18 protein-coding genes are annotated in these 22,125 nt (G+C 54.4%); 6 read left to right on the top strand and 12 right to left on the bottom strand.

Features of this window, described 5'->3' with window-relative positions; all coding sequences use genetic code 11:
• Nucleotides 1–79: 79 nt before the first annotated feature.
• From ACR02O_RS01985 to ACR02O_RS01975, 3 genes are read right to left on the bottom strand one after another with little or no spacing between them, the layout of a single operon-like run.
• Nucleotides 80–2,029 (bottom strand): transglutaminase TgpA family protein, encoded by a 1,950-nt coding sequence (locus ACR02O_RS01985; protein WP_458138668.1) that lies wholly within the window; start codon nt 2,027–2,029, stop codon nt 80–82.
• 2 nt (nt 2,030–2,031) lie between these two features.
• Entirely contained in the window at nt 2,032–2,982 is a 951-nt protein-coding gene (locus ACR02O_RS01980; protein WP_494522692.1) for a DUF58 domain-containing protein, read from the bottom strand.
• On the bottom strand, nt 2,979–3,884 hold the full coding sequence (locus ACR02O_RS01975; protein WP_033158300.1) for an AAA family ATPase: 906 nt from the start codon (nt 3,882–3,884) through the stop codon (nt 2,979–2,981). The genes ACR02O_RS01980 and ACR02O_RS01975 overlap by 4 nt, the downstream gene beginning before the upstream one ends.
• A gap of 145 nt (nt 3,885–4,029) precedes the next feature.
• Here ACR02O_RS01975 and ACR02O_RS01970 point away from each other — a divergent pair, with 145 nt between their 5' ends.
• From ACR02O_RS01970 to mltB, 4 genes are all read left to right on the top strand, one after another.
• A complete protein-coding gene (locus tag ACR02O_RS01970) occupies nt 4,030–4,371 on the top strand; it encodes a TraR/DksA family transcriptional regulator (RefSeq protein WP_033158299.1) in 342 nt (113 codons plus the stop codon).
• Nucleotides 4,372–4,487: 116 nt separating this feature from the next.
• Complete coding sequence (locus ACR02O_RS01965) at nt 4,488–5,525, top strand: type IV pilus twitching motility protein PilT (RefSeq protein WP_026602881.1); 1,038 nt, start codon at nt 4,488–4,490, stop codon at nt 5,523–5,525.
• A gap of 15 nt (nt 5,526–5,540) precedes the next feature.
• On the top strand, nt 5,541–6,674 hold the full coding sequence (locus ACR02O_RS01960; RefSeq protein WP_033158298.1) for a PilT/PilU family type 4a pilus ATPase: 1,134 nt from the start codon (nt 5,541–5,543) through the stop codon (nt 6,672–6,674).
• A 17-nt stretch (nt 6,675–6,691) separates the two neighbouring features.
• A complete protein-coding gene (gene mltB / locus ACR02O_RS01955) occupies nt 6,692–7,873 on the top strand; it encodes a lytic murein transglycosylase B (protein WP_033158297.1) in 1,182 nt (393 codons plus the stop codon).
• 500 nt (nt 7,874–8,373) lie between these two features.
• Here mltB and ACR02O_RS01950 read toward each other — a convergent pair whose 3' ends face one another.
• The 6 genes from ACR02O_RS01950 to ACR02O_RS01925 all read right to left on the bottom strand — a co-directional run bounded on the left by ACR02O_RS01950 (nt 8,374) and on the right by ACR02O_RS01925 (nt 17,895).
• On the bottom strand, nt 8,374–8,928 hold the full coding sequence (locus ACR02O_RS01950) for a hypothetical protein (RefSeq protein WP_129871319.1): 555 nt from the start codon (nt 8,926–8,928) through the stop codon (nt 8,374–8,376).
• Between the two features lie 114 nt (nt 8,929–9,042).
• Entirely contained in the window at nt 9,043–9,579 is a 537-nt protein-coding gene (locus tag ACR02O_RS01945; protein WP_494522691.1) for an REP-associated tyrosine transposase, read from the bottom strand.
• 415 nt (nt 9,580–9,994) lie between these two features.
• A complete protein-coding gene (locus tag ACR02O_RS01940) occupies nt 9,995–10,882 on the bottom strand; it encodes an MBL fold metallo-hydrolase (RefSeq protein WP_494522690.1) in 888 nt (295 codons plus the stop codon).
• A 22-nt stretch (nt 10,883–10,904) separates the two neighbouring features.
• Nucleotides 10,905–13,682 carry a DNA polymerase I gene (polA, locus tag ACR02O_RS01935; protein ID WP_494522689.1) on the bottom strand — a complete coding sequence of 926 codons (2,778 nt, stop codon included), beginning with the start codon at nt 13,680–13,682 and terminating at the stop codon, nt 10,905–10,907.
• Between the two features lie 324 nt (nt 13,683–14,006).
• Nucleotides 14,007–15,233 carry a PepSY-associated TM helix domain-containing protein gene (locus ACR02O_RS01930; RefSeq protein ID WP_051670283.1) on the bottom strand — a complete coding sequence of 409 codons (1,227 nt, stop codon included), beginning with the start codon at nt 15,231–15,233 and terminating at the stop codon, nt 14,007–14,009.
• A 145-nt stretch (nt 15,234–15,378) separates the two neighbouring features.
• Nucleotides 15,379–17,895 (bottom strand): TonB-dependent siderophore receptor, encoded by a 2,517-nt coding sequence (locus tag ACR02O_RS01925; RefSeq protein WP_494522688.1) that lies wholly within the window; start codon nt 17,893–17,895, stop codon nt 15,379–15,381.
• 200 nt (nt 17,896–18,095) lie between these two features.
• Here ACR02O_RS01925 and ACR02O_RS01920 point away from each other — a divergent pair, with 200 nt between their 5' ends.
• Both ACR02O_RS01920 and ACR02O_RS01915 read left to right on the top strand, forming a co-directional pair.
• Complete coding sequence (locus ACR02O_RS01920; RefSeq protein WP_033158291.1) at nt 18,096–18,335, top strand: CopG family ribbon-helix-helix protein; 240 nt, start codon at nt 18,096–18,098, stop codon at nt 18,333–18,335.
• Nucleotides 18,332–18,616: a type II toxin-antitoxin system RelE/ParE family toxin gene (locus ACR02O_RS01915; protein ID WP_033158290.1), complete on the top strand. Its 285-nt coding sequence runs from the start codon at nt 18,332–18,334 to the stop codon at nt 18,614–18,616. Before ACR02O_RS01920 ends, ACR02O_RS01915 begins: the two co-directional genes overlap by 4 nt.
• 2 nt (nt 18,617–18,618) lie before the next feature.
• On the opposite strand, the gene ACR02O_RS01910 is transcribed toward ACR02O_RS01915, so the two are convergent.
• The 3 genes from ACR02O_RS01910 to ACR02O_RS01900 form a co-directional block, all read right to left on the bottom strand.
• Complete coding sequence (locus tag ACR02O_RS01910; RefSeq protein ID WP_101053862.1) at nt 18,619–19,575, bottom strand: FecR family protein; 957 nt, start codon at nt 19,573–19,575, stop codon at nt 18,619–18,621.
• 151 nt (nt 19,576–19,726) lie between these two features.
• Nucleotides 19,727–20,242 (bottom strand): RNA polymerase sigma factor, encoded by a 516-nt coding sequence (locus ACR02O_RS01905; protein WP_051670277.1) that lies wholly within the window; start codon nt 20,240–20,242, stop codon nt 19,727–19,729.
• Nucleotides 20,243–20,404: 162 nt separating this feature from the next.
• Nucleotides 20,405–21,655, bottom strand: a complete 1,251-nt coding sequence (locus ACR02O_RS01900; protein WP_033158288.1) for a dicarboxylate/amino acid:cation symporter — start codon at nt 21,653–21,655, stop codon at nt 20,405–20,407.
• Between the last annotated feature and the right edge of the window lie 470 nt (nt 21,656–22,125).

The following is a 22,125-nucleotide window of genomic DNA, read 5'->3' as shown; positions in this document are numbered from 1 at the left end:
CTTTTTGCTTCCCTCACGCCAGCCCGCTCCCTGATGGCATCAAGCATATATGCCGAAATTTGGGGTGGGAAAGGTATATTTAAACCCTAAAGCGCGCGACTAGTCCTTTTAGAACCTGCAAATCGCCGGCTTCGCTGTCGGCTTGGTAGCGTAAGCGAATATAAAGCGCGGTGATCCGCTCAATCGTTTCGGCCAAATCCGGGCGCAGTTTTTTGGCGCGCTCGGCGACGGTTTTGGGGCCGTCGCCAATTTCAACGCTTAAGCCGGCTTTAGCCAACTTGGTACAAAATTGCCGGTACAAGCGCAACGCCGGATCTTGGCGGCGCCGGTTAGGCCGCAACAAGCGCCAAGCCACGACACCACCGATACCGGCAACGCTAATCACCAGCCAATAGCCAAGCTTCACAAAGCTGTCTATTCCTAAGCTCTGTAAAAACGCTTTCTGATTAACCGTGTCGTAATTGATGACCCAACGTTGCCAGTTGTAATCGACGCTTTGCCACAGTTGCCGGCCGCGTTGCAGCCAGGACAAAGTCTTGGCGTCGAGTTGCACCGGGCTGAAATTCACCGCGCCGCTAGCAATTTGTAAATCCACATTCACGCCGCGCTCGATGCGTTCCGGAGCGATGGCGGCGGTCGGATCGAATCTAACCCAGCCGCGTCCTTCCAGCCAGGCTTCCGCCCAGGCATGCGCGTCGGCTTGCCTGATCTCCAGAAAGCCGCCGACTTGGTTAATCTGCCCACCTTGATAACCGCCCACCACCCGTGCCGGAATCTCCGCCACCCGCAGCAAATACACGAAAGCCGTGGCGTAATGGCTGCAAAACCCGGCGCGGCGCTCGAACAAAAACGTCTCGATGGGTTTATCCGGCATCGCTTCCGGGCTTAAGGTGTAATGAAAATTCTCCTGGCGAAAATGCTGCAACAAATTGGCGATAAACAACTCGGGGCCTGCCTGCCGCCCTTGTAACTGCTTCACCAATTCGACGATTTTTTCCGATGGTTTGCCGGGTAGTTGCAAATTTTCCCGGCGCTCGGATTTACTGATGCCGCCGGTGTTATAGGCTGGCGACGAGCTCAGCCGATACTCGGCGCGGTCGCCGGGATTTTTGTTGGTAAGTAGCTGATACAGGCCATTGCGCCGCAAGCCGTCAAACTGGCTGGGCATCTCCAACGCGAATACCCAATTCTGTTTTTGCGGCTCCATCATCAGCGTGTAATCGTAAGTCGCGCCAGTAAAAACAGGTTGATCCGGATTGTTTTCCCGCCCTAACACCGGCGGCGCTCGCCAACTTACGCCATCGGTACTGGCGTAAATAGGTCCGCGCCAATAGCGCTGCGCCGGCGGCGGCATTTCTCCGTCAAATTTAACCCTGAACACCAGTTCCGGCGACAGGCTTAGTTCAGCGATGGAGCCAGGCTCCAATGTATTGCTTAAACCGCTATTGGCATGCGTATCATCGTCCAACCAACTCCAGTGTGGCGCTTCCAGACGCGGAAACAATACAAACAACACCAGGGCCAACGGCAGGCTTTGCAGAATAATCGCCGCCGAAGTTTTTAAAGCCGCCAGGGTTTGCGGCGTGTGGCTGTTTTGCGTAATCAAGGTAGCCAGCAAAACTCCGCAAACTACCAGAATATAAAGCGCCATCAAGATACTTTCTTCGTACAAGAACTGGGTGACGGCGACGATGAAAGCCAGATAAACGATCACATACACATCGCGCCGGCCGTGAATTTCCAGCAACTTCAAACCCAAGGCCACCACGAACAGACTGGTGCCGGCATCGCGGCCGAATACCGAGTGCTGCTGGCTGTATAACAAGCCTATTCCCAGCAGCATCAATAAAAACACGCCAAACCGGTTCGGCAAATAGCGGGGCTGCCAAATGCTCAGCAAGCGCCAGAGTAGCAGCAGAGTGAAAAAACTAAACAATATCGGCGGAATATGCCAGGCATGCGGCAAGGTAATCAGGCCTATCGAACCCAACATAAACAACATCAGCCGCGTGGACGGCAGAAACGGCATGCTCAAAACAGCGCCAAGGCTTGCAGGCAGTGACGGTAATGCGCGGTGCCGTTGTCCGGCGGCAGACGCAAGCCAGGCAGCACCAAGCCGTAGCGTAAACCGGCTTGTTCGGCGTCCACTAGCCAACGGCATAACTGGCTGAGGCGTTCTTCGGTGTGATGCCCTGGTGCCTGTTGATAATCCAACCACAATTCGCTAGCACTGGCGCCGCTGTAATGTTTACTGTGCACACCCTGGCCTTTGGCAAAGGCTTTCCAATGGATTTGCCGAATCGCGTCACCACGCTGATACACTCTTACGCCATCAAACTCGTCACCACTGCGGCGGTTTTGACCGGGCTTATCCTGGCCGCCGTCGCTGTCTGGAAACGGCAGTAATTTACTGGCCGGCTTGGGATACACCAGCAGCGGGCTATCGAAACGTAGTGGCGCCCAAGCCCGAAATAAACCCAAGGGGTAGGTGCTGGAAAGGGTCAATGTGCCCGGCAACAGCCAGCCACGCTGCCGGGTGGGTTGATATAGCGTCACCGTTTGGGTTTGTTCGGCTGCCAAGCTTATGGATAACTCGGATTGCAAAGCCAAATCCAAAGCAAAGCGCGGCTGTGAACCCGGATTGCTGATCTGGAAATTAAACGGTCCGGCCTGGCCGGCAAACACTGCTTGCTGCCGGGACGGCTGAATCGTTAGTCCGGCCAAGGCTTTGAAGCTGTGCAGGATGGTCACGAAAAAGATGCTGGCCAGTAAAAATCCCAGTAAATAAGCCAGATTATTGTTGTAGACAAAGCCGATCAGTACCAGCAACAGAATCAACAACACAAATGCCAAACCGCGTCGGGTCGGTAAAATAAATACCCGCCGCTGCGTCAACACAATCGGTCCTGCGGTCGGCGCTTCGCCGGTAAAAAAGCGCGATAGTTTAAAGCGCTGTTTTAAGGATAAGGCCGCTTCGCTCAAAATACCGGCACATGCTTGAGAATGGGCGCGACGATGGCCGCCGAATCATTGGCGCCCACGTTTAAACGATGTCCGGCCACTGCCGGCAAAACCGCTTGCAGATCTTCAGGCAACACGGCCTTGCGCTTGTCGATAAGCGCCCATGCCTTGGCGGCGGCCAGCAAACCCAGTCCGGCCCGCGGCGACAAACCGTTGGCAAAGTCCGTGGATTGGCGGCTGAACGCCAGAATGGCTTGCAGATAATCCAGCAAGGCCTGCGATACGTGTACCTGATCCGCCGCCTGTTGCAACTCTGCCAATTGCGCGGGTAGTAACGCTACAGGCAACTCGTCGATCAAGACATGCCGGGGTTGACCGCTTAGTAATTCCCGTTCGGCTTGCCGGCTGGGATAACCTAACTCGATACGCATCAAAAACCTATCGACTTGCGATTCCGGTAAAGGGAAGGTGCCAATCTGATGCGCCGGATTCTGGGTAGCGATGACGAAAAACGGTTGCGGCAGGGGATAAGTACGGCCTTCTACCGTTACCTGCCGTTCTTCCATCGCCTCTAATAACGCACTTTGCGCCTTGGGCGTGGCCCGGTTGATTTCGTCGGCCAGGATCATTTGTTTGAAAATTGGCCCGGGGTGAAAACTGAAGAGCTGTTGATGGGCATCGAATACCGAGGATCCGACGATGTCGGCCGGCAAAATATCGCTGGTGAATTGAATCCGCTGATATTCCAGACCAAACAAGCGCGCCAGAGTGTGGGAGAGGGTGGTTTTGCCGACACCGGGAATGTCCTCAATCAGCAAATGCCCTCTGGCCAACAGGCAGCACACCGCCAGACGAATTTGGGGTTGTTTACCGAGAATGACTTGATTGGCGGCGGCGAGTAAGCGGTCGAGAGCAAGGTCCATTGTGCAAAAAGCTAGAAATGTCGATGACTCGAGTATAGATCAGCTTGGTTGCACCTGCTATCGGCTTCATTGTATAAACCAGGGATTGACATCCGGCCGACAGAAGCCGGTTATTAAACCATGCAGCCCTGCTGCGGAGAGCACCATGAAAGACTATACCGATGTACGCGACCAACTATTGAATATGCTGGAAGACCTGGACGACAGGCTGGGAAAAATCACCGAAGACGTCAGGCACACCGACAAACCGCTGGCCCAGGATTTTTCCGAACAGGCCGTCGAAACCGAAAATGACGAAGTCTTGGACGCCTTGGGCAATGCTACGCGCGACGAAGTCGAAAAAATCAAACAAGCCATTTCCCGCATCGATGCCGGTACCTACGGCATTTGCCTGAGTTGCGGCGAACCCATAAAAAAGGAACGCTTGGCTGCGGTGCCGTATGCCAATCAATGTATACACTGCGCCGAAAAAAGCCAGCACCGCTAGGCCGATCCACCACTCACCAGCATAAGGGTTGCTGCCAAGCAGGAATAAGCCGGCCGGTTTTGAATTGTGTACTATCCTTGCCGACGATCATTCCTTTTATTGTTGGGACATAAATCATGGATATCGCCGAACTCTTGACCTTTTCCGTCAAAAACAAAGCCTCCGACTTGCATCTTTCCGCCGGCCTGCCGCCGATGATTCGGGTGGACGGCGACATCCGCCGTATCAATATCCCGTCCTTAAATCACAAGGAAGTCCACGCGCTGATTTACGACATCATGAACGACAAGCAGCGCCGCGATTACGAAGAGTTTCTGGAAACCGACTTCTCGTTCGCGCTGCCCGGCGTGGCTCGCTTCCGGGTCAACGCCTTCAATCAGGATAGAGGCGCCGGCGCGGTATTCCGGACCATTCCGTCCAAGGTGTTAACCCTGGAAGAATTGGACGCGCCGAAATTTTTCGCGGAATTGTGTACCAAACCGCGCGGCCTGATTCTAGTGACCGGCCCAACCGGTTCCGGTAAATCCACCACGCTGGCGGCGATGGTGAATCACATTAATACCAACGATTACGCACACATCCTGACCGTCGAAGACCCTATCGAGTTTGTCCACGAAAGCCAGAAATGCCTAATCAACCAGCGCGAAGTACATCGCGATACCTTAGGTTTCAACGAAGCCTTGCGCTCGGCACTGCGGGAAGACCCGGACATCATTCTGGTGGGTGAGATGCGGGATTTGGAAACCATCCGCCTGGCCTTGACCGCCGCGGAAACCGGCCACTTGGTGTTCGGCACCCTGCATACCACCTCGGCCGCGAAAACCATAGACCGGATTATCGACGTGTTCCCTGCCGCCGAAAAAGATATGATCCGGGCCATGCTGTCCGAATCCTTGCAGGCGGTTATCTCGCAAACGCTATTGAAAAAAGTCGGTGGCGGCCGGATTGCCGCCCACGAAATCATGGTCGGCACCCCTGCCATCCGCAACCTGATCCGCGAAGCCAAGGTGGCGCAGATGTATTCCGCGATCCAAACCGGCCGTAAAGACGGCATGCAGACGCTGGATCAAAACCTGAAGGAATTGGTCGACAAAGGCTTGATTACTGCGAAAGGCGCGATGGTCAAAGCCGTCAACAAAGATATGTTCCGTTAAATTTTAGGAGGCGTCATGGACTTTAAAGCCCTATTGGCCCTGATGGTGGAAAAGAAAGCGTCCGACTTGTTCATCACCGCCGGCCGGCCGCCGTCGATGAAAGTCAACGGCAAAGTCGTCGAAGTGTCCAAATCCGTTTTAACTAGCGAACAGACCATGATGCTGGTTCTCAGTATCATGTCGCAGCGCCAACGCGACGAGTTTGAAAACACTCACGAATGCCAGTTTGCCTTGAGTGCCCACAGTCTTGGCCGGTTCCGGGTCAGTGCGTTTACCCAACGCGACTCGGCCGGCATGGTGTTGCGCCGCATCGAAACCACCATCCCCAGCGCAGAGGAATTGCACCTGCCGCCGGTGTTGAAAGAACTGATCATGTACAAGCGCGGTCTGGTGATGTTTGTCGGTGCCACCGGTACCGGTAAATCCACCTCGCTGGCGGCCTTGATTCGGCACCGCAACGAAAACAGCAGCGGCCATATCATTTCCATTGAAGACCCTATCGAGTTTATCCATCCGCACAAGGGCTGCATCATCACCCAGCGCGAAGTGGGCCTGGATACCGAATCGTTTGAAGTGGCGTTAAAAAACACCCTGCGCCAAGCGCCGGACGTAATCCTGATTGGCGAGGTCAGAAGCCGGGACACCATGCAACATGCGATCACCTTCGCCGAAACCGGGCATTTGTGCGTCTGTACCCTGCACGCCAATAACGCCAACCAGGCCTTAGACCGCATTCTGCATTTTTTCCCGGAAGAAATGCACAGCCAGCTGTTCATGGATTTGTCTTTGAACTTGCGCGGTATCGTCGCCCAACAATTGATTCAGCGCGCCGACGGCAAGGGCCGCTACCCGGCTATTGAGATTTTGCTGAATACCCCGCTGGCATCAGACATGATCCGCAAGGGCGAAGTACACAAATTAAAAGAACTGATGAAAAGCTCCCGCGAGCATGGCATGCAGACTTTCGACCAAGCGCTTTACGATCTGTATACGGCGGGTAAAATTGGTTACGATGACGCCTTGCACGCTGCCGACTCCCGCAACGAGGTGCGCCTGATGATTAAACTGGGGGCCGAGAACGTCAACTTCGAAACCGCCGGCATGACCCTGGCCGAAAACGACGACGAGGGAGGCAGTCTTTTTAAATAGCCCTGGATATAACTCGCTTGTATACATTTAGTACTAGTAAAGTCTCGCTACAAAACGCCGGTTCGGCACTGTTAATAACACTTTTGGCGGGCTGCGCCTCGCAGCCGCCCGCCGGCGATAAAGCCAATACTCGCGTCCGCACACCCACCCAACAAACCGCGCCCAACCAGTCGCGCCAAGCCACGCCGGACTTACGGCCGTTCGCCAGCGTCGGCGGCTATCACGCTACAGCCGTCACCGGTGATTACGCCGGCTATCCGGCTTTGAACCAGTTCATCGAACAGATGGTGCAAAAGCACGGCTTTAACCGCGAATATCTGCAAGGCCTGTTCTCGCAAGCCAAACGCAAGCAATGGACGTTGGATTATCTGGCCAAATCCGATCAGGGCATGAAAGGTAAAACCAGCAAAGGCGGCTGGACCCGCTACCGCGCGCAATTTCTGGACGACCGGCATATCAACGCCGGCATCAGCTTCTGGCAACAGCATCATGCAACGCTGCAACGCGCCAGCCAGCAATACGGCGTGCCGGCCGAATACATCCTGGGCATCATGGCCGTGGAAACCACTTTCGGCAGCTTCGTCGGCAACCATAGAATCATCGACGCGCTAACGACCTTGGGCTTTGACTACCAGCGGCGTGGCGAATATTTCCGCAGCGAACTGGAAAATTTTCTGGTGATGAGCCGTAGCGAGGGCCTGGACCCCGGCAAACCGGTCGGCTCCTTCGCCGGCGCAATGGGCCTGGGCCAATTCATGCCCGGCAGTTTTTTGCAATGGGCGGTGGACTTTAACGGCGACGGCCGCCGCGACCTGTGGAATCCGGAGGACGTGATCGGCAGCGTGGCCAATTATTTTGCTCAGCACGGCTGGCAAGCCGGTCAACCCATCGTCTCGGCCACACGCGGCAGCTTCCATGGCATCGACAGCCTGGAACCCGGCGCGGACCATGCTTATTCTTTGGATACCTTGGTTAAAGCAGGTGTGGAACCGGCTGACACATGTGCTTGCGATTATCCGTTGCGGCTGTTGTTGCTCAGGCATCAAAGCAAAGACGAATACTTGCTGGGACATCCTAACTTTTATGCGATTACCCGCTACAACCAGAGCACGCACTATGCGATGGCGGTGCATGAGTTGGCGTTGGCGATTAAGAGGGGGTATCAGAGGGTGGCTGTTAATCGGTCTGATGCTGGGTAGGATTTTTGTGTCGCTGGCGCGACGGCTTGATTTAATGTCGGTTCTTGGACCGACAACCGAGATACTTTTCTTTGCTTGTCCAAAGAAAAGTATCCAAAAGAAAAGACACCCGGATGCCGCTTTGATCCTCCGCTCCTCGCTTTTGAACGGGGTTGCCGAAAGGGGCTTCCTGCCCCTTCGGCAACGCGATGCATCCCTGCATCGCCCCTGCGGGCTATTCCGCTCAAAAGCTCCGGTGCTCGGCGCGGCATACGGGAACAAAACCATCCCGATTTCACGATACCCCGTAGGTACGATTAGCGGAGCGTAATCGTACGCAAGACTCACATCCCCCCGATTACGCTTCGCTAATCGGGGCTACGATGCTATAGATAAGTGTCAATCCTTTAGTCTCCATCGGGTAAAACCAGCTGGATTTAATGAGTTGGCCTTTTTGGTCATCGGTTACCGTTGTCATAGTTTTCCGCTGTTTGTATGTAAGTTAAAATTTAAAGTAAGCTTCATGGTTCCATGTATTTTCTAAGGCCCTGTAAATCATCGGGTATATTGGATACATTGGTGCCACATTCATCTTGATTGTTTTCACCGCAAAGCAATTGTTTTAGATTGCTATATTTACTCATTTTTTTTTCAAAAAATTGAAAAAAAATAGAGTCTTGAATAGTAATATTAATGAATTTATCTTTATAGGCGATAAAAACACGCCAAGGTACACTTACACTTTCCTTTGCCCGCTCAAGCTTTTTTGAGGCATCAAATGGAAGCGATAAAAATACATCCACCAGTTCATTCAACTGCTCTGCTGTCATCTGTGCATAGCGGTCTTCGGATTCACTACCAAAATCAGTTTTGTTGCGGTGAAAATGGACTTTGCCATCGGGATATATTTTGATAACGGAAGTAGGAACGCCGCCCCAGGTATGCGTCAACTCGAAAACAGGCTCGGGATTAGTTTCTGCCAAGCTGTTTTGGCATGACAATAAGGTGAAACAGAAGGCTGCAAGGCGCAATAACCAACAGGCATTGCGCTGTATTTTCAAACTATTCAAAATCATATAAAACTCCATCAATTACCGTTATCACGCGCAATAGGGGCCAGGTCTTGCATTAACGCATTATCTCGTTCCCACGCGCCGCGTGGGAATGTAAGCCTGCCGCGCTGCGGTCAGCTAATACCAATCCCGATAAACCGGCAATAATCCATCCTGCCCCGAATAATTCCGAGCACTCGAATACCGCCAATGCTCCGGTAAATCGACATAGCCGCGTTTAACTGGATTCAGGTGGATATAGTCTAGTTTCTGCCGCAATACCTCTGGACTATCGATCATCTGCGGATGGCTACCCTCTTCCCATAACTGATAATCCCGGTCGGTTTTATGTGCTTTGCGGAACCAGTTCAATTGCTTCAATAAGCGCTCGGCGTTAATGGCTTGCAAATAATCGATCAGCTGGCGCGCGGTGTAAGATTTGAAGTGGGCCAATTGATGGATTAAATCGTCAGCTTGTACCAGCAGGTGCAAATGGTTTTCCAGAATGACATAGCCGTAGATTCGCCAATTGTGCTGCTGTTGGCGGTAAAGCAAAGCGTCCAGCACGATTTGCACGGTGGCCGGACGTGTGAATAACGGAATCCAGTTCAGTACGGTGCAGGTTATAAAATGCGGGTGTTGGGATTGGAGAATGCGGTAACGACTGCGGCCCATGGGTTTGACCTCGTTTGGTAGCTTGGTCGTATGTTACCGCTGACGCGGAAAGTCTGCATTCCCACGCGGCGCGTGGGAACGAGGAAAATGCTAAACGACCTATAAACTAGGGGACGGTTTTATCTCGTATGCCGCGCCGAGCACCGGAGCTTTTGGCGAGAATTGCCCGAAGGGGTGCGGCAGGGATGCCGCACGTCGGCGGAGGGGCTGGGAAGCCCCTTCTGCCGACCCTCGTCAAAAGCGAGGAGCGGAGGAAACAAGCGGCATCCGGGCCGCCTTTTCTTTGGATACTTTCTTTTGGCGGAGCAAAAGAAAGTATCGCGGTTGTCGGTCCGCGAACCGACATTAGAAAAACCGTCGCGCCAGCGACACAAAAAAACCAAACTCCAGCAAAATCAGGCCTAACTTATTCGGACTAACCAGAGTCATCCAACAACTCAAACTCTTCCCCCTCCCGAGCCAAACAAACCGAAACCTCACCAGTCTGCAAAAGCGATGCAAAAATCGCTTCCAAATCTGCATCACTCCGCGTCGGCTCGTGATGCGTCAAAAATAAGCGTTTAGCGCCCGCCTGCGCCGCGAAATTCATCGCCGAACGATAAGTGCCGTGGCCCCAACCATGCCGGTTGGCGTATTCGGCGTCGGTGTAGGAGCTGTCCATAATCAACGCATCGACCCCGGCCATGGCCGCAATCACTTCTTCGTGCTTTTGCTCGATCAGCTCCTGCATCGCCGGGTAGCCTGGATGACTGGATTCATAAGGATTGAGCTGCGGCTCGTAATCGCCGGTGAAAAACAAGGAGCTGCCATCGGCGTCATCCAGGCGGTACCCAAAATTATAAACAGGGTGATTCAGCACCGTCGGTGTCACCCGCACGCTACCCACGGTAATCGGCGCGCCGGCTTTCAGTGTGAAATAACGCACCTCGGCCTTTAATTGCGCTTCGCTGATCGGAAAATAGCTGTGCTGCAACTGCACATGCATCGCCCGCTCGATGCCTTGATGCGTCAAAGGTTCCAGGCCGCCGTAGATGTTGATGATATTGCCGGCTTTGAACATCGGCAGGAAAAACGGCAAACCCTGGATGTGATCCCAATGGGTATGGGTAATCAGGATATGCGCTGTCAATGCTTGTTGGGGCAAGCTCTGCGCCAGCGCGTGGATACCGGTGCCGGCATCCAGAATAATTAAATCGCCGGCGCTGCTGGTGACTTCGATACAGGTGGTGTTACCGCCGTATTTGACGGTGCTTGGCCCCGGCGTGGCAATCGAGCCGCGCACTCCCCAGAACTTGAATTTCATGGCCCGACAGCCTCAGCAATGCTCAATGCGCTTCGTCCCAATTCTCGCCGCTACCCACTTCCACCAGCAAGGGTACATGCAACTCGGCCGCGCCGGACATGATGCCGCGTATGGTTTCCATGTACTCCGTTAGACGTGTTTCCGCCACTTCGAATACCAATTCGTCATGCACTTGCATGATCATTTTTACGTCCGGATTGTCCGTGCCTATCCAGGCGTCGCAAGCCAGCATCGCCCGTTTGATGATGTCGGCGGCTGTACCTTGCATCGGCGCGTTGATCGCGGTGCGTTCGGCGTATTGGCGCATCGCGGCGTTGCGGGAGTTGATCTCCGGCAAATACAAACGCCGGCCGAAGATAGTTTCCACGTAACCTTGCTGTTTGGCCAGTTCCCGGGTGTTGTCCATATATTGCTTCACGCCGGGATAACGGCTGAAGTACAGATCGATATACGCCTGGGCCTGGTTGCGCGGCAAGCCCAATTGCTGGGCCAGTCCAAACGCCGACATGCCGTAAATCAAACCAAAATTGATGGCCTTGGCCGAACGGCGCAAATCGTGAGTCACCTGATCCAGTTCCACTTCGAATACTTCCGCCGCCGTCGCGCGATGCACGTCCACACCTTGCGAAAACGCCGCCAGCAGGCCGGCATCGCCGGACAAATGGGCCATGATCCGCAGTTCGATCTGCGAATAGTCGGCAGCGACGATTTTATAGCCGGGCGGAGCAATAAAAGCTTGCCGAATCTTGCGGCCCTCTTCGCTACGAATCGGGATGTTTTGCAGATTAGGATCGGACGAGGACAAGCGCCCGGTCGCGGCTACCGCTTGATGATAAGAGGTATGCACCCGGCCGGTGCGATCATTGATCTGCTGCGGCAATTTGTCGGTATACGTGGATTTCAGCTTGCTCATGCTGCGAAAATCCAGAATCAGCTTGGGCAAAGCGTAATCCACGGCCAGTTCCTGCAACACCGATTCATCGGTAGACGGCTGGCCTTTCGGGGTTTTCTTCAGCACCGGCAGGTTCAAGCGGTCGTACAAGATTTCCTGAATCTGCTTGGGTGAACCGAGATTGAACGCCGATCCGGCTAGATCGTGTGCCTGCTGTTCGATGCCTATCATCCGGTTCGCCAACTCCAGACTTTGCTGCGCCAACATTGCGCTGTCGATCAACACGCCGTTTTCCTCGATGCGCGCCAACACGCTAATCAGCGGCACTTCAATTTCGTTATACAAAGTCCACAAACTGGGGTGCTGTTGCAATTGCGCGGACAGGGTTTGATGCAGGCGCAAGGTGATGTCGGCATCCTCGGCGGCATATTCGCTGGCTTGCTCGATAGCCACTTCGGCGAAGCCGATCTGCTTGGCGCCCTTGCCGGCCACATCTTCGAAATGAATGGTATCCACCCCCAGGTAATGCTTGGCCAGATCGTCCATATTGTGTTTGGTGGCGGTGCTGTTTAGCACATAGGATTCCAGCATGGTGTCGTGTTGGACGCCGCGCAATGCGATGCCGTGATTGACCAACACATGGCTGTCGTATTTCAGGTTTTGGCCCAGTTTGGCTTTGTTTGGGTCTTCCAGCAAGGGTTTTAAGGCAGCCAACACAGACTGCCGGTCCAACTGCACCGGCGCATCTGGATAATCGTGCGCCACCGGCAGATACGCCGCTTGACCGGCTTCCACTGCAAACGACACGCCGACGATTTGCGCGTCGCTGTAATTCAGGCTGGTGGTTTCGGTGTCAAAGGCAAACAGCTCGGCTTGCCGGAGTTTTTCCAGCCAGGTATCGAAATCGGTTTGGGTGAGGATGGTTTGGTAGTTTCTGGTAAGCGCGGCCTTCGGCTCATTCTCCTCCGCGGGTAAAGGCTGAAATGAGGGGGGGCTACTTTGATTTCCCCTCACCCCTCCCTCTCCCGCTGGAGAGGGGGTTGAACCGTCGCCGTTCAAAGTTTTTAGCCAGCTGCTGAAACCCAAATGGCCCAACTGATTTTTCAGCGCGGCGATGTCCGGCTCCTTGCGTTTCAAATCGTCCAGACTGTAATGCAAGGCCACGTCGCACTTAATGGTGGTCAGTTCGCGGGACAAGGGCAGTTGGCCCAAGGCTTCGCGCAAGTTATCGCCGACTTTGCCCTTGATCTCGTCGGCGCGGGCGATCAGATTATCCAGCGTGCCGTATTCCTGCAACCATTTGGCGGCGGTTTTCGGACCGACTTTCGGCACGCCGGGGATGTTATCCACCGCATCACCCATCAGCGCCAGATAATCGATGATTTGCTCCGGCTTGACGCCGAATTTGTCCTGCACACCCTGAATATCCATGCGGGTGTTGGTCATGGTGTTTTCCAGCGTGATTTGCTCGTTGACCAGCTGCGCCATATCCTTGTCGCCGGTGGAAATGATCACTTCAAAGCCTTGGCGCGCGGCGTTTTGCGCCAGACTGCCCAGCACGTCATCGGCTTCCACGCCGTGTTCGATAATCAGCGGTAAACCCAAGGAGCGAATCAAATCGTGCAAGGGCGCAATCTGCACGCGCAAGTCGTCCGGCATCGGTGGCCGATGCGCTTTGTATTGATCGTACAAATCATGTCTGAAAGTCTTGCCCGGCGCATCGAATACCACGGTGATATAGGGCGTGTTGTAATCATTGATCAGCTTGCGCAGCATATTGGACACGCCGTAAACAGCGTTAGTTGGCTCCCCCTGGGCATTGGTCAACGGCGGCACGGCGTGAAAGGCGCGAAACAGAAACGACGAGCCGTCGACCAGAATCAATTTGTTGGGAGCGGAATCGGACATGTAAAGTCAACAAGCAAGAATTAGGGTTCCCGCAACGATACAGGGCCACGCTGATGGCTGCAAGTGCGTTATTACCAGTTGGCGCCGGGACGCTTGACTGCCAGGCCGGCTATCGACTATGTTGCATCACACCGTTTGAAAACTGCTTTCCTCGTGAGTTCAGCCATGGCATTACCGCACTCCCAGCGCAGCATTAGCCCGGAAGAATATCTTCGGGGATAACTACAGCCCACAATCAAACATCAATTAATCGATGGTGAGGCTTATGCGATGGCGGACGCCAGCGAAAACCATAACTTACTCGCTGGCATCAGCCTCTTAAACTTAATCCTGCAACACCGTTTTTTGCAGTCTGGCCCGGCGTTTTTTCAGCCAGATGACTACTCCGGTCACCGAGAGCATCACAATCACCAGCCCCAGCAGGCACACAAAAATCCGGTAAGGCATGCCGAACACGTTAGCCATGTGCAAGGCCCCCAACCAGTTAGTCACTGTGTTGCCGGCATACTGGCCGCGGGGCAGTAACAGCAATTTTTCAGCACCGGTAGTGGCGTCGATTACCAAGCGGGTAGTGCCGTGCTTGTCCTGTATATCCAGGCTAGTGCGCACCTGATAAACATAAAACCCTTTGGCCGGGTTGTAGCGAAAGCCTGACGGTGACTGAATCACAAATCCTTGCTCACGCGCCGCTTGGCCCATCTGCTCGACGGCTATCCGGTAAGCGTCAGACCAGGCAATTGCTGGCTGCTCCAAGGGTTTGTCCAGATCAGGAAAATCGATCCAGGGTTCGTGATAATCGGTGAATACCGCCCGGGTGACCGGCGCGTAAACAGTATCTGCCAGATTCATATAAACGCTGGACCAGGCGAACACCAACAGCATGGCCCACACCCACAAGCCGCCGGCCCGATGCAAATCAAAGTTTATTCGGAAGCTGGAGCCGTTCCATTTAATTTTCCAGGCCGGCGCCCAGCGTTGCCAAAACGAACGCGGCTTTCCGTGGGCAGCCGGCGAGGTGTGTCGTTTTGCAACGGGCAGCGTCAGATAAAATCCCACGAAGCAATCCAAGGTCCACACCAGCGCGGTAATGCCTAAAATCCAGCCGCCGATTTCATCCAGTGCCAGGGCATAATGCAATTTGTATACAAAGGGCATCAGGTTGATCCAGCCTTCGGAAATCGCGCCCCAAGTGCGGCGGCCCAGTTCTTCGCCGGTGTAGGGATTCAGAATCAGCTGGGTGAAGCCAAGTTCGTACGGCTTACCGCTAGCCGGATCGGTGCGCGGCGCCACATCGAGATGCGCGGCATCGTGTTCCAGCCATATTGAAACAACATTACCCTGAGGCACCAACAGTTCGGCCTTGGCTTTTAGCAAAGGCGGGCTCAAGCGCGGTAAAGACGATGCTGGCGCCGATAGCTGCGGGCTGATCAAATGCTCCAATTCGCTATAAAACGCCAACAGACTGCCGGTCAGGCCGACGATGATCAAAAAAACCGTCATCGCCAGACCGGCATAACGGTGCACCAATACCCAAAAGGGACGAATTTTCATAGCGGCTCCAGGATTTCCATTTCAAGCCGGCAAAGTACCGGCCATCATCGGATAAGACGTATGAGGTAGTGAAATTCCCACCGGCCTAGCCAAAGAAATCTTAGGATCGGGGTTGGACCGCCCCGATCCGCTAATGCGTTTGGAATCAAAACTCCACCCGCACCGAACCTAAAAACGTCAACGGTTCGCCGGGGCGAATATTCAGCCGATTGCTGGAATGGTCGTAATAGGTTTTGTCGAGTAAGTTGTAGACATTGAGTTGCGGGGTGATTTTGGTGCCACCGTGTTTGAAACTGTAACTAATGCTGGCATCCCAACGCGCATAGCCAGGCAATTGAAAGCTGTTGGCGTTATCGCCCTGCCGCTGGCCGCGGACATAAACGCCGGTACCGAAGTTCAAGCCCCGCAAAAGGCCGTTGTCTATGCCATATTTGGCCCACAGGCTGCCAGAATGGCGTGGTGCCGTGGGCAGTTGGTGGCCGGTGTTGCCCGAGTTCGTGGCAATGGCGTTGCCGTCAGCATCATAGATCGCCGCCGAATCCTTGGTGATTTTGGTATCGGTATAGGCATAAGTGCCGATCAAACTCAGGTTCTCGGTAACCCGGCCGGTTATGTCGAGCTCCACGCCGCGGCTACGGGCTTCGCCGATCGCGACACTGTATCGGGGATTATTCGGGTCGGTGGCCAGCGAATTTTGCTTAGTTATATGGTAATACGCCAACGTCGAACTCAGCCGGCCATCGAAAAAATCGGTTTTGATGCCGCCTTCGAATTGGGTCGCGGTTTGCGGTCCGAACGGTTGGCCGGAGGCGGAAAGGCCGCCGTTATTGCTGCCGATCGATTCGACGTAATTACCGTAAAGCGCCAGCCATTGCCAGGGTTGATACAGGATTCCGACCCGAGGGCTGAAAAATTCGCTACGGGTATTTTTCATCGAGATTGCGGCATGCGAATTCGACGATTCGCCGCTACCATTTTCCGTCCAGTCGTGGCGGCCGCCGCCCAAAATATGTAGTTTGTCCCACAAGGTGATCTGATCCTGAAAATAGACGCCGTACCAGTTATCTTGGGATTTATAGTAAAAGTTCTTCGCGCCGGCCAGCGCCGACATATCGACACCGTACACCGGGTTGTTGATATTGATGTCCAGGTCCGAATAAGTATCGGCATAGCCCGAAAATCCGCCGCCGTCCTGACTGTTAAAGCGATTTAAATCGAAGCCGACCAATACATCGTGGTGGGCAAATCCGGTATCGAACTTGCCGGTCAAATCCAGATTGGTGCTGTAGGTCATCCGGTGTATGGGTGTATGCCACAGGCCGCGAGAAAGCGTTTGATTGTCATCCGCCAGGCTATCCGCCCACAGTATCGATTGATGATACTGCGCGTCGATGTATTGGAAGCGGTTTTTCAGCTTCCAGTCTTGGGTGAACTGATACGACCAATCGAAACCCAACAGCACCTTATCCTGAGTATTCGGGTTTTGACGATTGAACACCGCGTCGCCCAGATAGCGATTAATCGGGAGATTGGCCGGACGGTTGCCGATAGCCGGAATGCCACTATCGCTGCCGTCTTCCACCCAGGTATCGTGCTGATATTCGATGTCCAGATTGGTTTCGAAGCGGTCGTTGGGACGCCAGGTTAGCGAAGGCGCGACAAACACATGCTCCTGATGCGCGAAATCCCGAAAGGTATCGTTGTCTTTGTATGCGATATTCATCCGGTACAACAGCGATTTATCCGCCAATAGCGGTCCCGTCGCATCGACCGTGGTGCGGAAGAGGTCGTATGAGCCGAACTGTTGTTGTACGGAATAATAAGGGGTGTCGAGCGGACGCTTGGTCGCCAGGTTGACCAAACCGCCGGGTTCGATGCGGCCGAATAAGATCGATGCCGGCCCTTTCAGGACCTCCACCCGATCCAGATTGGCGGTTTCCAGGTTGGTAATATAAGGTTGGCGCAGCCCGTTACGATAGGTGCTTTGCCCGGCATCGAAGCCGCGGATCGTGGCGTTGTCGTAAAAGCTATAACCGCCCGATTGCACGCCGCTGACGTTTTTCAACGCATCGCCGACCGAAATTGCTTGTTGATCGTCCAGCACCGCGCGCGGAATCACTTGGATCGACATCGGCGTTTCCATGATGGGGGTATCGGTTTTGGTCGCGGTACTGGCGATGGGCCTATTGTAGTCGCGGCTATAAGGGTCCGTGAGGTCATACGCAGCCTTACCGGCCACCGTCACCGTAGGCAAAGTATTGGCGCCAGATTGCGGCTCGGGTGCGGCGGCTTTTTCCAAAGTCACCGTGCCGTTGCGGCTGGATTGCACCGCCACGCCGGTGCCCGCCAGCAATTTTCGTAAAGCCTGCTCCGGTGCATATTGGCCGGATACGCCAGGAGAGATAACGCCGGCGGTCAATTTGCCGTCGGCCACCACTTGAATGCCGGATTTCAGCGAAAACTCCACCAAGGCCTTGTCCAGAGTCTGCGAGCGAATCCGGTAGTCGGCCGTTTGCTCGGCCAGGGCTGTCGAGGCCGGTTCCACACCGTGCGCGGCATGGGATGCCGCCAGCGAAAGTAGCAACAGGCCGCCGGGCAGCCGCGCGGGTGTTTTGGACTTGCACCGTGGCAAGCGGGTGGCGATAGGTGTTTGATCAGGCATTTACATCTCCGCAAGATAAATCGTCGTCAGGGTTGCTGGGCGATTCGGCCCATTAACCAGCAAGGACGATGGCTTTGCGCATATCCCTAGGCAAAATTAAAAATATTTCACCTCTACGCCACGCTGTGTTTATTGTGTTAAGAAACGCGAGTCATTAAACTGGTATTCACGATGTTTTTCGAACAACGGAAGAAGCCGCCATGCCTGTTACCTTACAAATAAATCCCGAACTAAAAGCCCAATTGAGCGCGCTTGCCAAGCAAACTCATCGAGATGAAACGGAGCTAGCGAATCAAGCCATCGGCAATTTCATTGCGTGGGAAAATGGCATGCTGGATAAAATCAAGGAAGGGCTTGCTCAAGCGGACCGTGGAGAATTCGTTGACGACGCGGAAATGGCCGCGTTTTTTGAACAACATTCGTTGCCATCAATGAAATGAGACTCCGCTATACCCGGCGAGCCAAGACCGATTTGAGCGAGATATACGACTTTGTGGCTCAAGACAACCGCAATGCTGCAACACGAATTATTACCAAAATTCACGACACGCTGAATAGCTTACTCGCAAATCCTTTCATGGGCCGTCCGGGCCGTATCGACGGCACCCGAGAACTGATCATTACGCATTTTCCGTTCATTGTTGTTTACCGTGTACAGGATAAGGACATTCATGTGCTTGCCATTATTCATACGGCCAGACTTTGGCCGGACACACTCTAACTTTACCCTAGCAACACCCAATAGTCGGCAATGCGCCGGGCCCGAATGCCGAAGGTTTGCTCCAGCGCGGATACCGCATCGTCCAACTTGTCGATATTAAACACCGCCGTGATCGGCCGATTTTCCAATTGCGGGTCCGTGACGATCAAACGGCCGGGGCGATAACGATTGATTTGCGCCACCACCTCAGCCAGCGGCGCTTGCACGAATACCATTTGCCCTTGGCGCCAGGCCAATTCGCGCGCTATGTCGGCCGTGTGCTTGGCGGAGAGCCGGGCGCCTCGATAATGCGCCGACTCGCCCGGTGTCAAGGCTGTGATCTGTTCGGGATGGCTTTCGGTGCTGGTTTCCACTCGGCCCTCGGCGACGGTGACGGCAACATTTTCCGAACGGCGGCCGACGCTGAACGCGGTGCCGGTGACTCGGGCGCGGGCGTCGCCGGCCACCACCCAAAACGGCCGTTGCGGCGCGCGCGCCACTTCGAAATACGCTTCGCCGCGCAGCAGCGTAACCCGGCGTTCAGCGGCGGTCATTTCGATGCCAACCGCGCTGTCGGTATTCAGCAGCAACCGCGAGCCGTCGGTCAACGTGACTAGGCGCTGTTCGCCGGTGGCGGTGTGATAATCGCTTTGCAGGTTTTGCAGAAGTGTCGATTGCGGGAGCACGGTGATCAAGACCGCGCAAGCGGCCAAGGCCGCTGCCATGCTAGCGGTTCGCAGGCGTCGAGGACGCTTGGCGGTCAAGGGTGCCGCGGCTTGCCGGCGAACGGCCTTGGCGGGGGCTTCCAAATCCGCGAACAACGCTTGCACCGTATCCCAGGCCTCGGCATGCAAGGGGCTGGCGGCCAGCCATGCGGCAAACCGTTCTCGCTCGGCAGCGTCGACATCGTCCGCGCGCAGCCGAAAGAACCAGGCATTGGCTTCGGTAAAGAGGCGGTCGGAAGCGGAGGATGATTCGATTGGGTGAATGGCGAGACTCCGGGGTAGCAGCGGCTAAAAGTTCAGTTAAGCGCGATTGTAAAGCAAAGCCCGAGCCGGTTCGACCGGGTATATTTTCAGCATGGGATACTTGAATGGGGGGCGGCTGCGCCGAGTGCTATTTAAACAGCACTCAAGTATTGGCCAAAAAACTTCGACACAGCAGCAGCGCTTGGCGCAGATGATATTCGACGGTTCGTTCGGAAATATCCAGTCGCGCGGCGATCTGTTTGTAGCTCAGTTCGTCGGCGCGGTATAACAGAAAAATTTCCCTGGTTCTGTCCGGCAAGCTGGCGATGGCTTGTTGCAATTGTTCTCCCAGATATTGCCTGGCGACGATGTCTTCCGTGTGCGGTTTCGAGTCGGCGATGTCGGTATCCAGCGGCACCATCTCGCGATGTTGCTGGCGTTTGATACCGCGCAGATGGTCACGCGCCAGATTGGCGGCGATGGTAAACATGAAGGCATTCAGATCCAGAATGTGTCGCGGCTCTTGTCTCAAAAACCGCAGATAGGTTTCCTGCGCCAGCTCCTCAGCCACTTCCCGCGAGCGGACCTGCCAATACAGATATTTTTGCAGTTGCGGGTGGCTGGCGTTAAAAAAATCGGCCAATTCCTGACTGGTGGCGGTGTTGTGTGGTTGAGTCATGCCAAATCGAATTCATGCGAGAATCCAATTTTCTGCAAGCTACATGCCATGGCGGCGGATTGCCGGCAATATGGGGTGCCCGTGTAGCCGGGGTCGTTGAATTGGGGCTAAAAAACTAAGGCATATGGCCAATCCTATGCGCGATATGACACAGTTGGTTTGTTAGGTTCGCTGCTGTTCGGGTTGGTCGACCAAGGCTGCAATCACCAAATCGCCGCTAACATTTAAAGTGGTGCGGCACATGTCCAGGAAGCGGTCCACCCCCAAAATCAAACCCATGCCTTCAGCAGGAATCCCGACCTGTTGGGTCAATATCATGATCAGCGGTAACGAGCCGCCGGGTACTCCGGCCGTGCCGATACCGGCCAATATCGACATCAACACCACTTGTACCTGCTGCGCCAGCGATAAATCGACACCATATACCTGTGCCAGAAACAGCACGGTAATGCCTTCGAACAAGGCCGTGCCGTTCTGGTTGGCGGTGGAACCTATTGTCAATACAAACCGCGCAACTTCCGGCCTAAGTTTTAAATCGTGTTCCGCCAGTTCCAGCGAGCGCGGCAATGTGGCATTCGACGACGCTGTGGCAAAGGCGTAGAGATAGACATCCCGGCATTGCCGGAAAAAATTCAAGGGCTTTAGGCTGGTAAAGAAGCGCAACAGCATGCTGTACACCACCACTTGCTGTAGCAGCAGCCCCGTCACCACCACCAGCACGTAAAACCCCAAGGAAAACAATATGTGATGCCCAAATTTGAAAGTCGATTGAAACACCAGCGCAAACACCGCAATCGGCGCCAGTTTCATCGCGGTATCGACGATCAACAAGCAGGCGGCATAGGTTTCTTCCAATAAGCCAACCCAACGCGACGGCTTGTCGCCATTGGTCGCCGCCAGCGCCGCGCCGAAGGCCAAGGAAAAGAACATCAACGACAACATCTCGCCTTCCAGTGCTTGAGTGGCACTGGCGAACGGATTTTTGGGAATGATCTCCAACAAAGACTGCACCACCGGCTTGGCTTGGGCGACGTTTTGCTGGATTTTATTCACGCCGCTGCTATCGCCCAACATCTGCGAAATATCCAAACCAACGCCCGGCTGCGCCAGATTGACCAGTGAAATCCCCACCGCCACCGACGCCGAACTGGCCAGCAAGGTAAAAAACAAAGTGCGCTGGGCGACCCGCGCCAATCCGTGATGATTGCTGAGTTGATACACACCCAACATCAAACCACTCATCACCATCGGCACCACGATCATGAAGATCAGCCGCAAGAAGATTTGGCCGATGGGTTCCATCAAGTAGCGGTTAAAGATTTGCAATGCCTCGCTGTTGGCAAAGCCGTGGCAGACCAGTCCGGCGCACGCGCCCAGCACTAAACTCAGCAGTAATCGGTGGTGGTTTTTCATGACGGAATTAGAACAGTTAGCGGGGATGCTTTGATCTTAGGGGTTTTGCGGATGCTTTGCTTGATTTCTCGCCATGATGGGTTTTGGGTCGGATGAAAATGCTCTGACAATCGATACCACCCCCGCAGTTATTCGGGTCTGCATTTAGCGAGGTAAATGGCGGTGATCATGGCACCTGAATGACGGGAAACAACATTAAACCAATAAAACTAACGGGAGAAGTACCAAGCAGTCAGATGGAGAATGGGGTCGGAAGGGGCGTAAATGGTGGCAAAAGTACCGCCGTAGCGAGTGTCGAGGTGAATTATTAACTGCTAATAATGTAATCTTGGCGGGGTGTCACGAGCAGCCCTAAAAATAGAGTGTTCCGCGGAAATGCGGGTGGAGTTAGAGTGACGCGCAGCGAGCCGGCAGAAGCACGGGTGGTTCTGGGCGGTCTGGCGGGAGAGCAAGTCAGAGAGGTTGTAGCG

The organism is Methylomonas sp. PHL2-19 (assembly GCF_059331595.1).
Note: the sequence above shows the minus strand (reverse complement) of the source record. Positions and strands in the feature narration are given on the sequence as shown.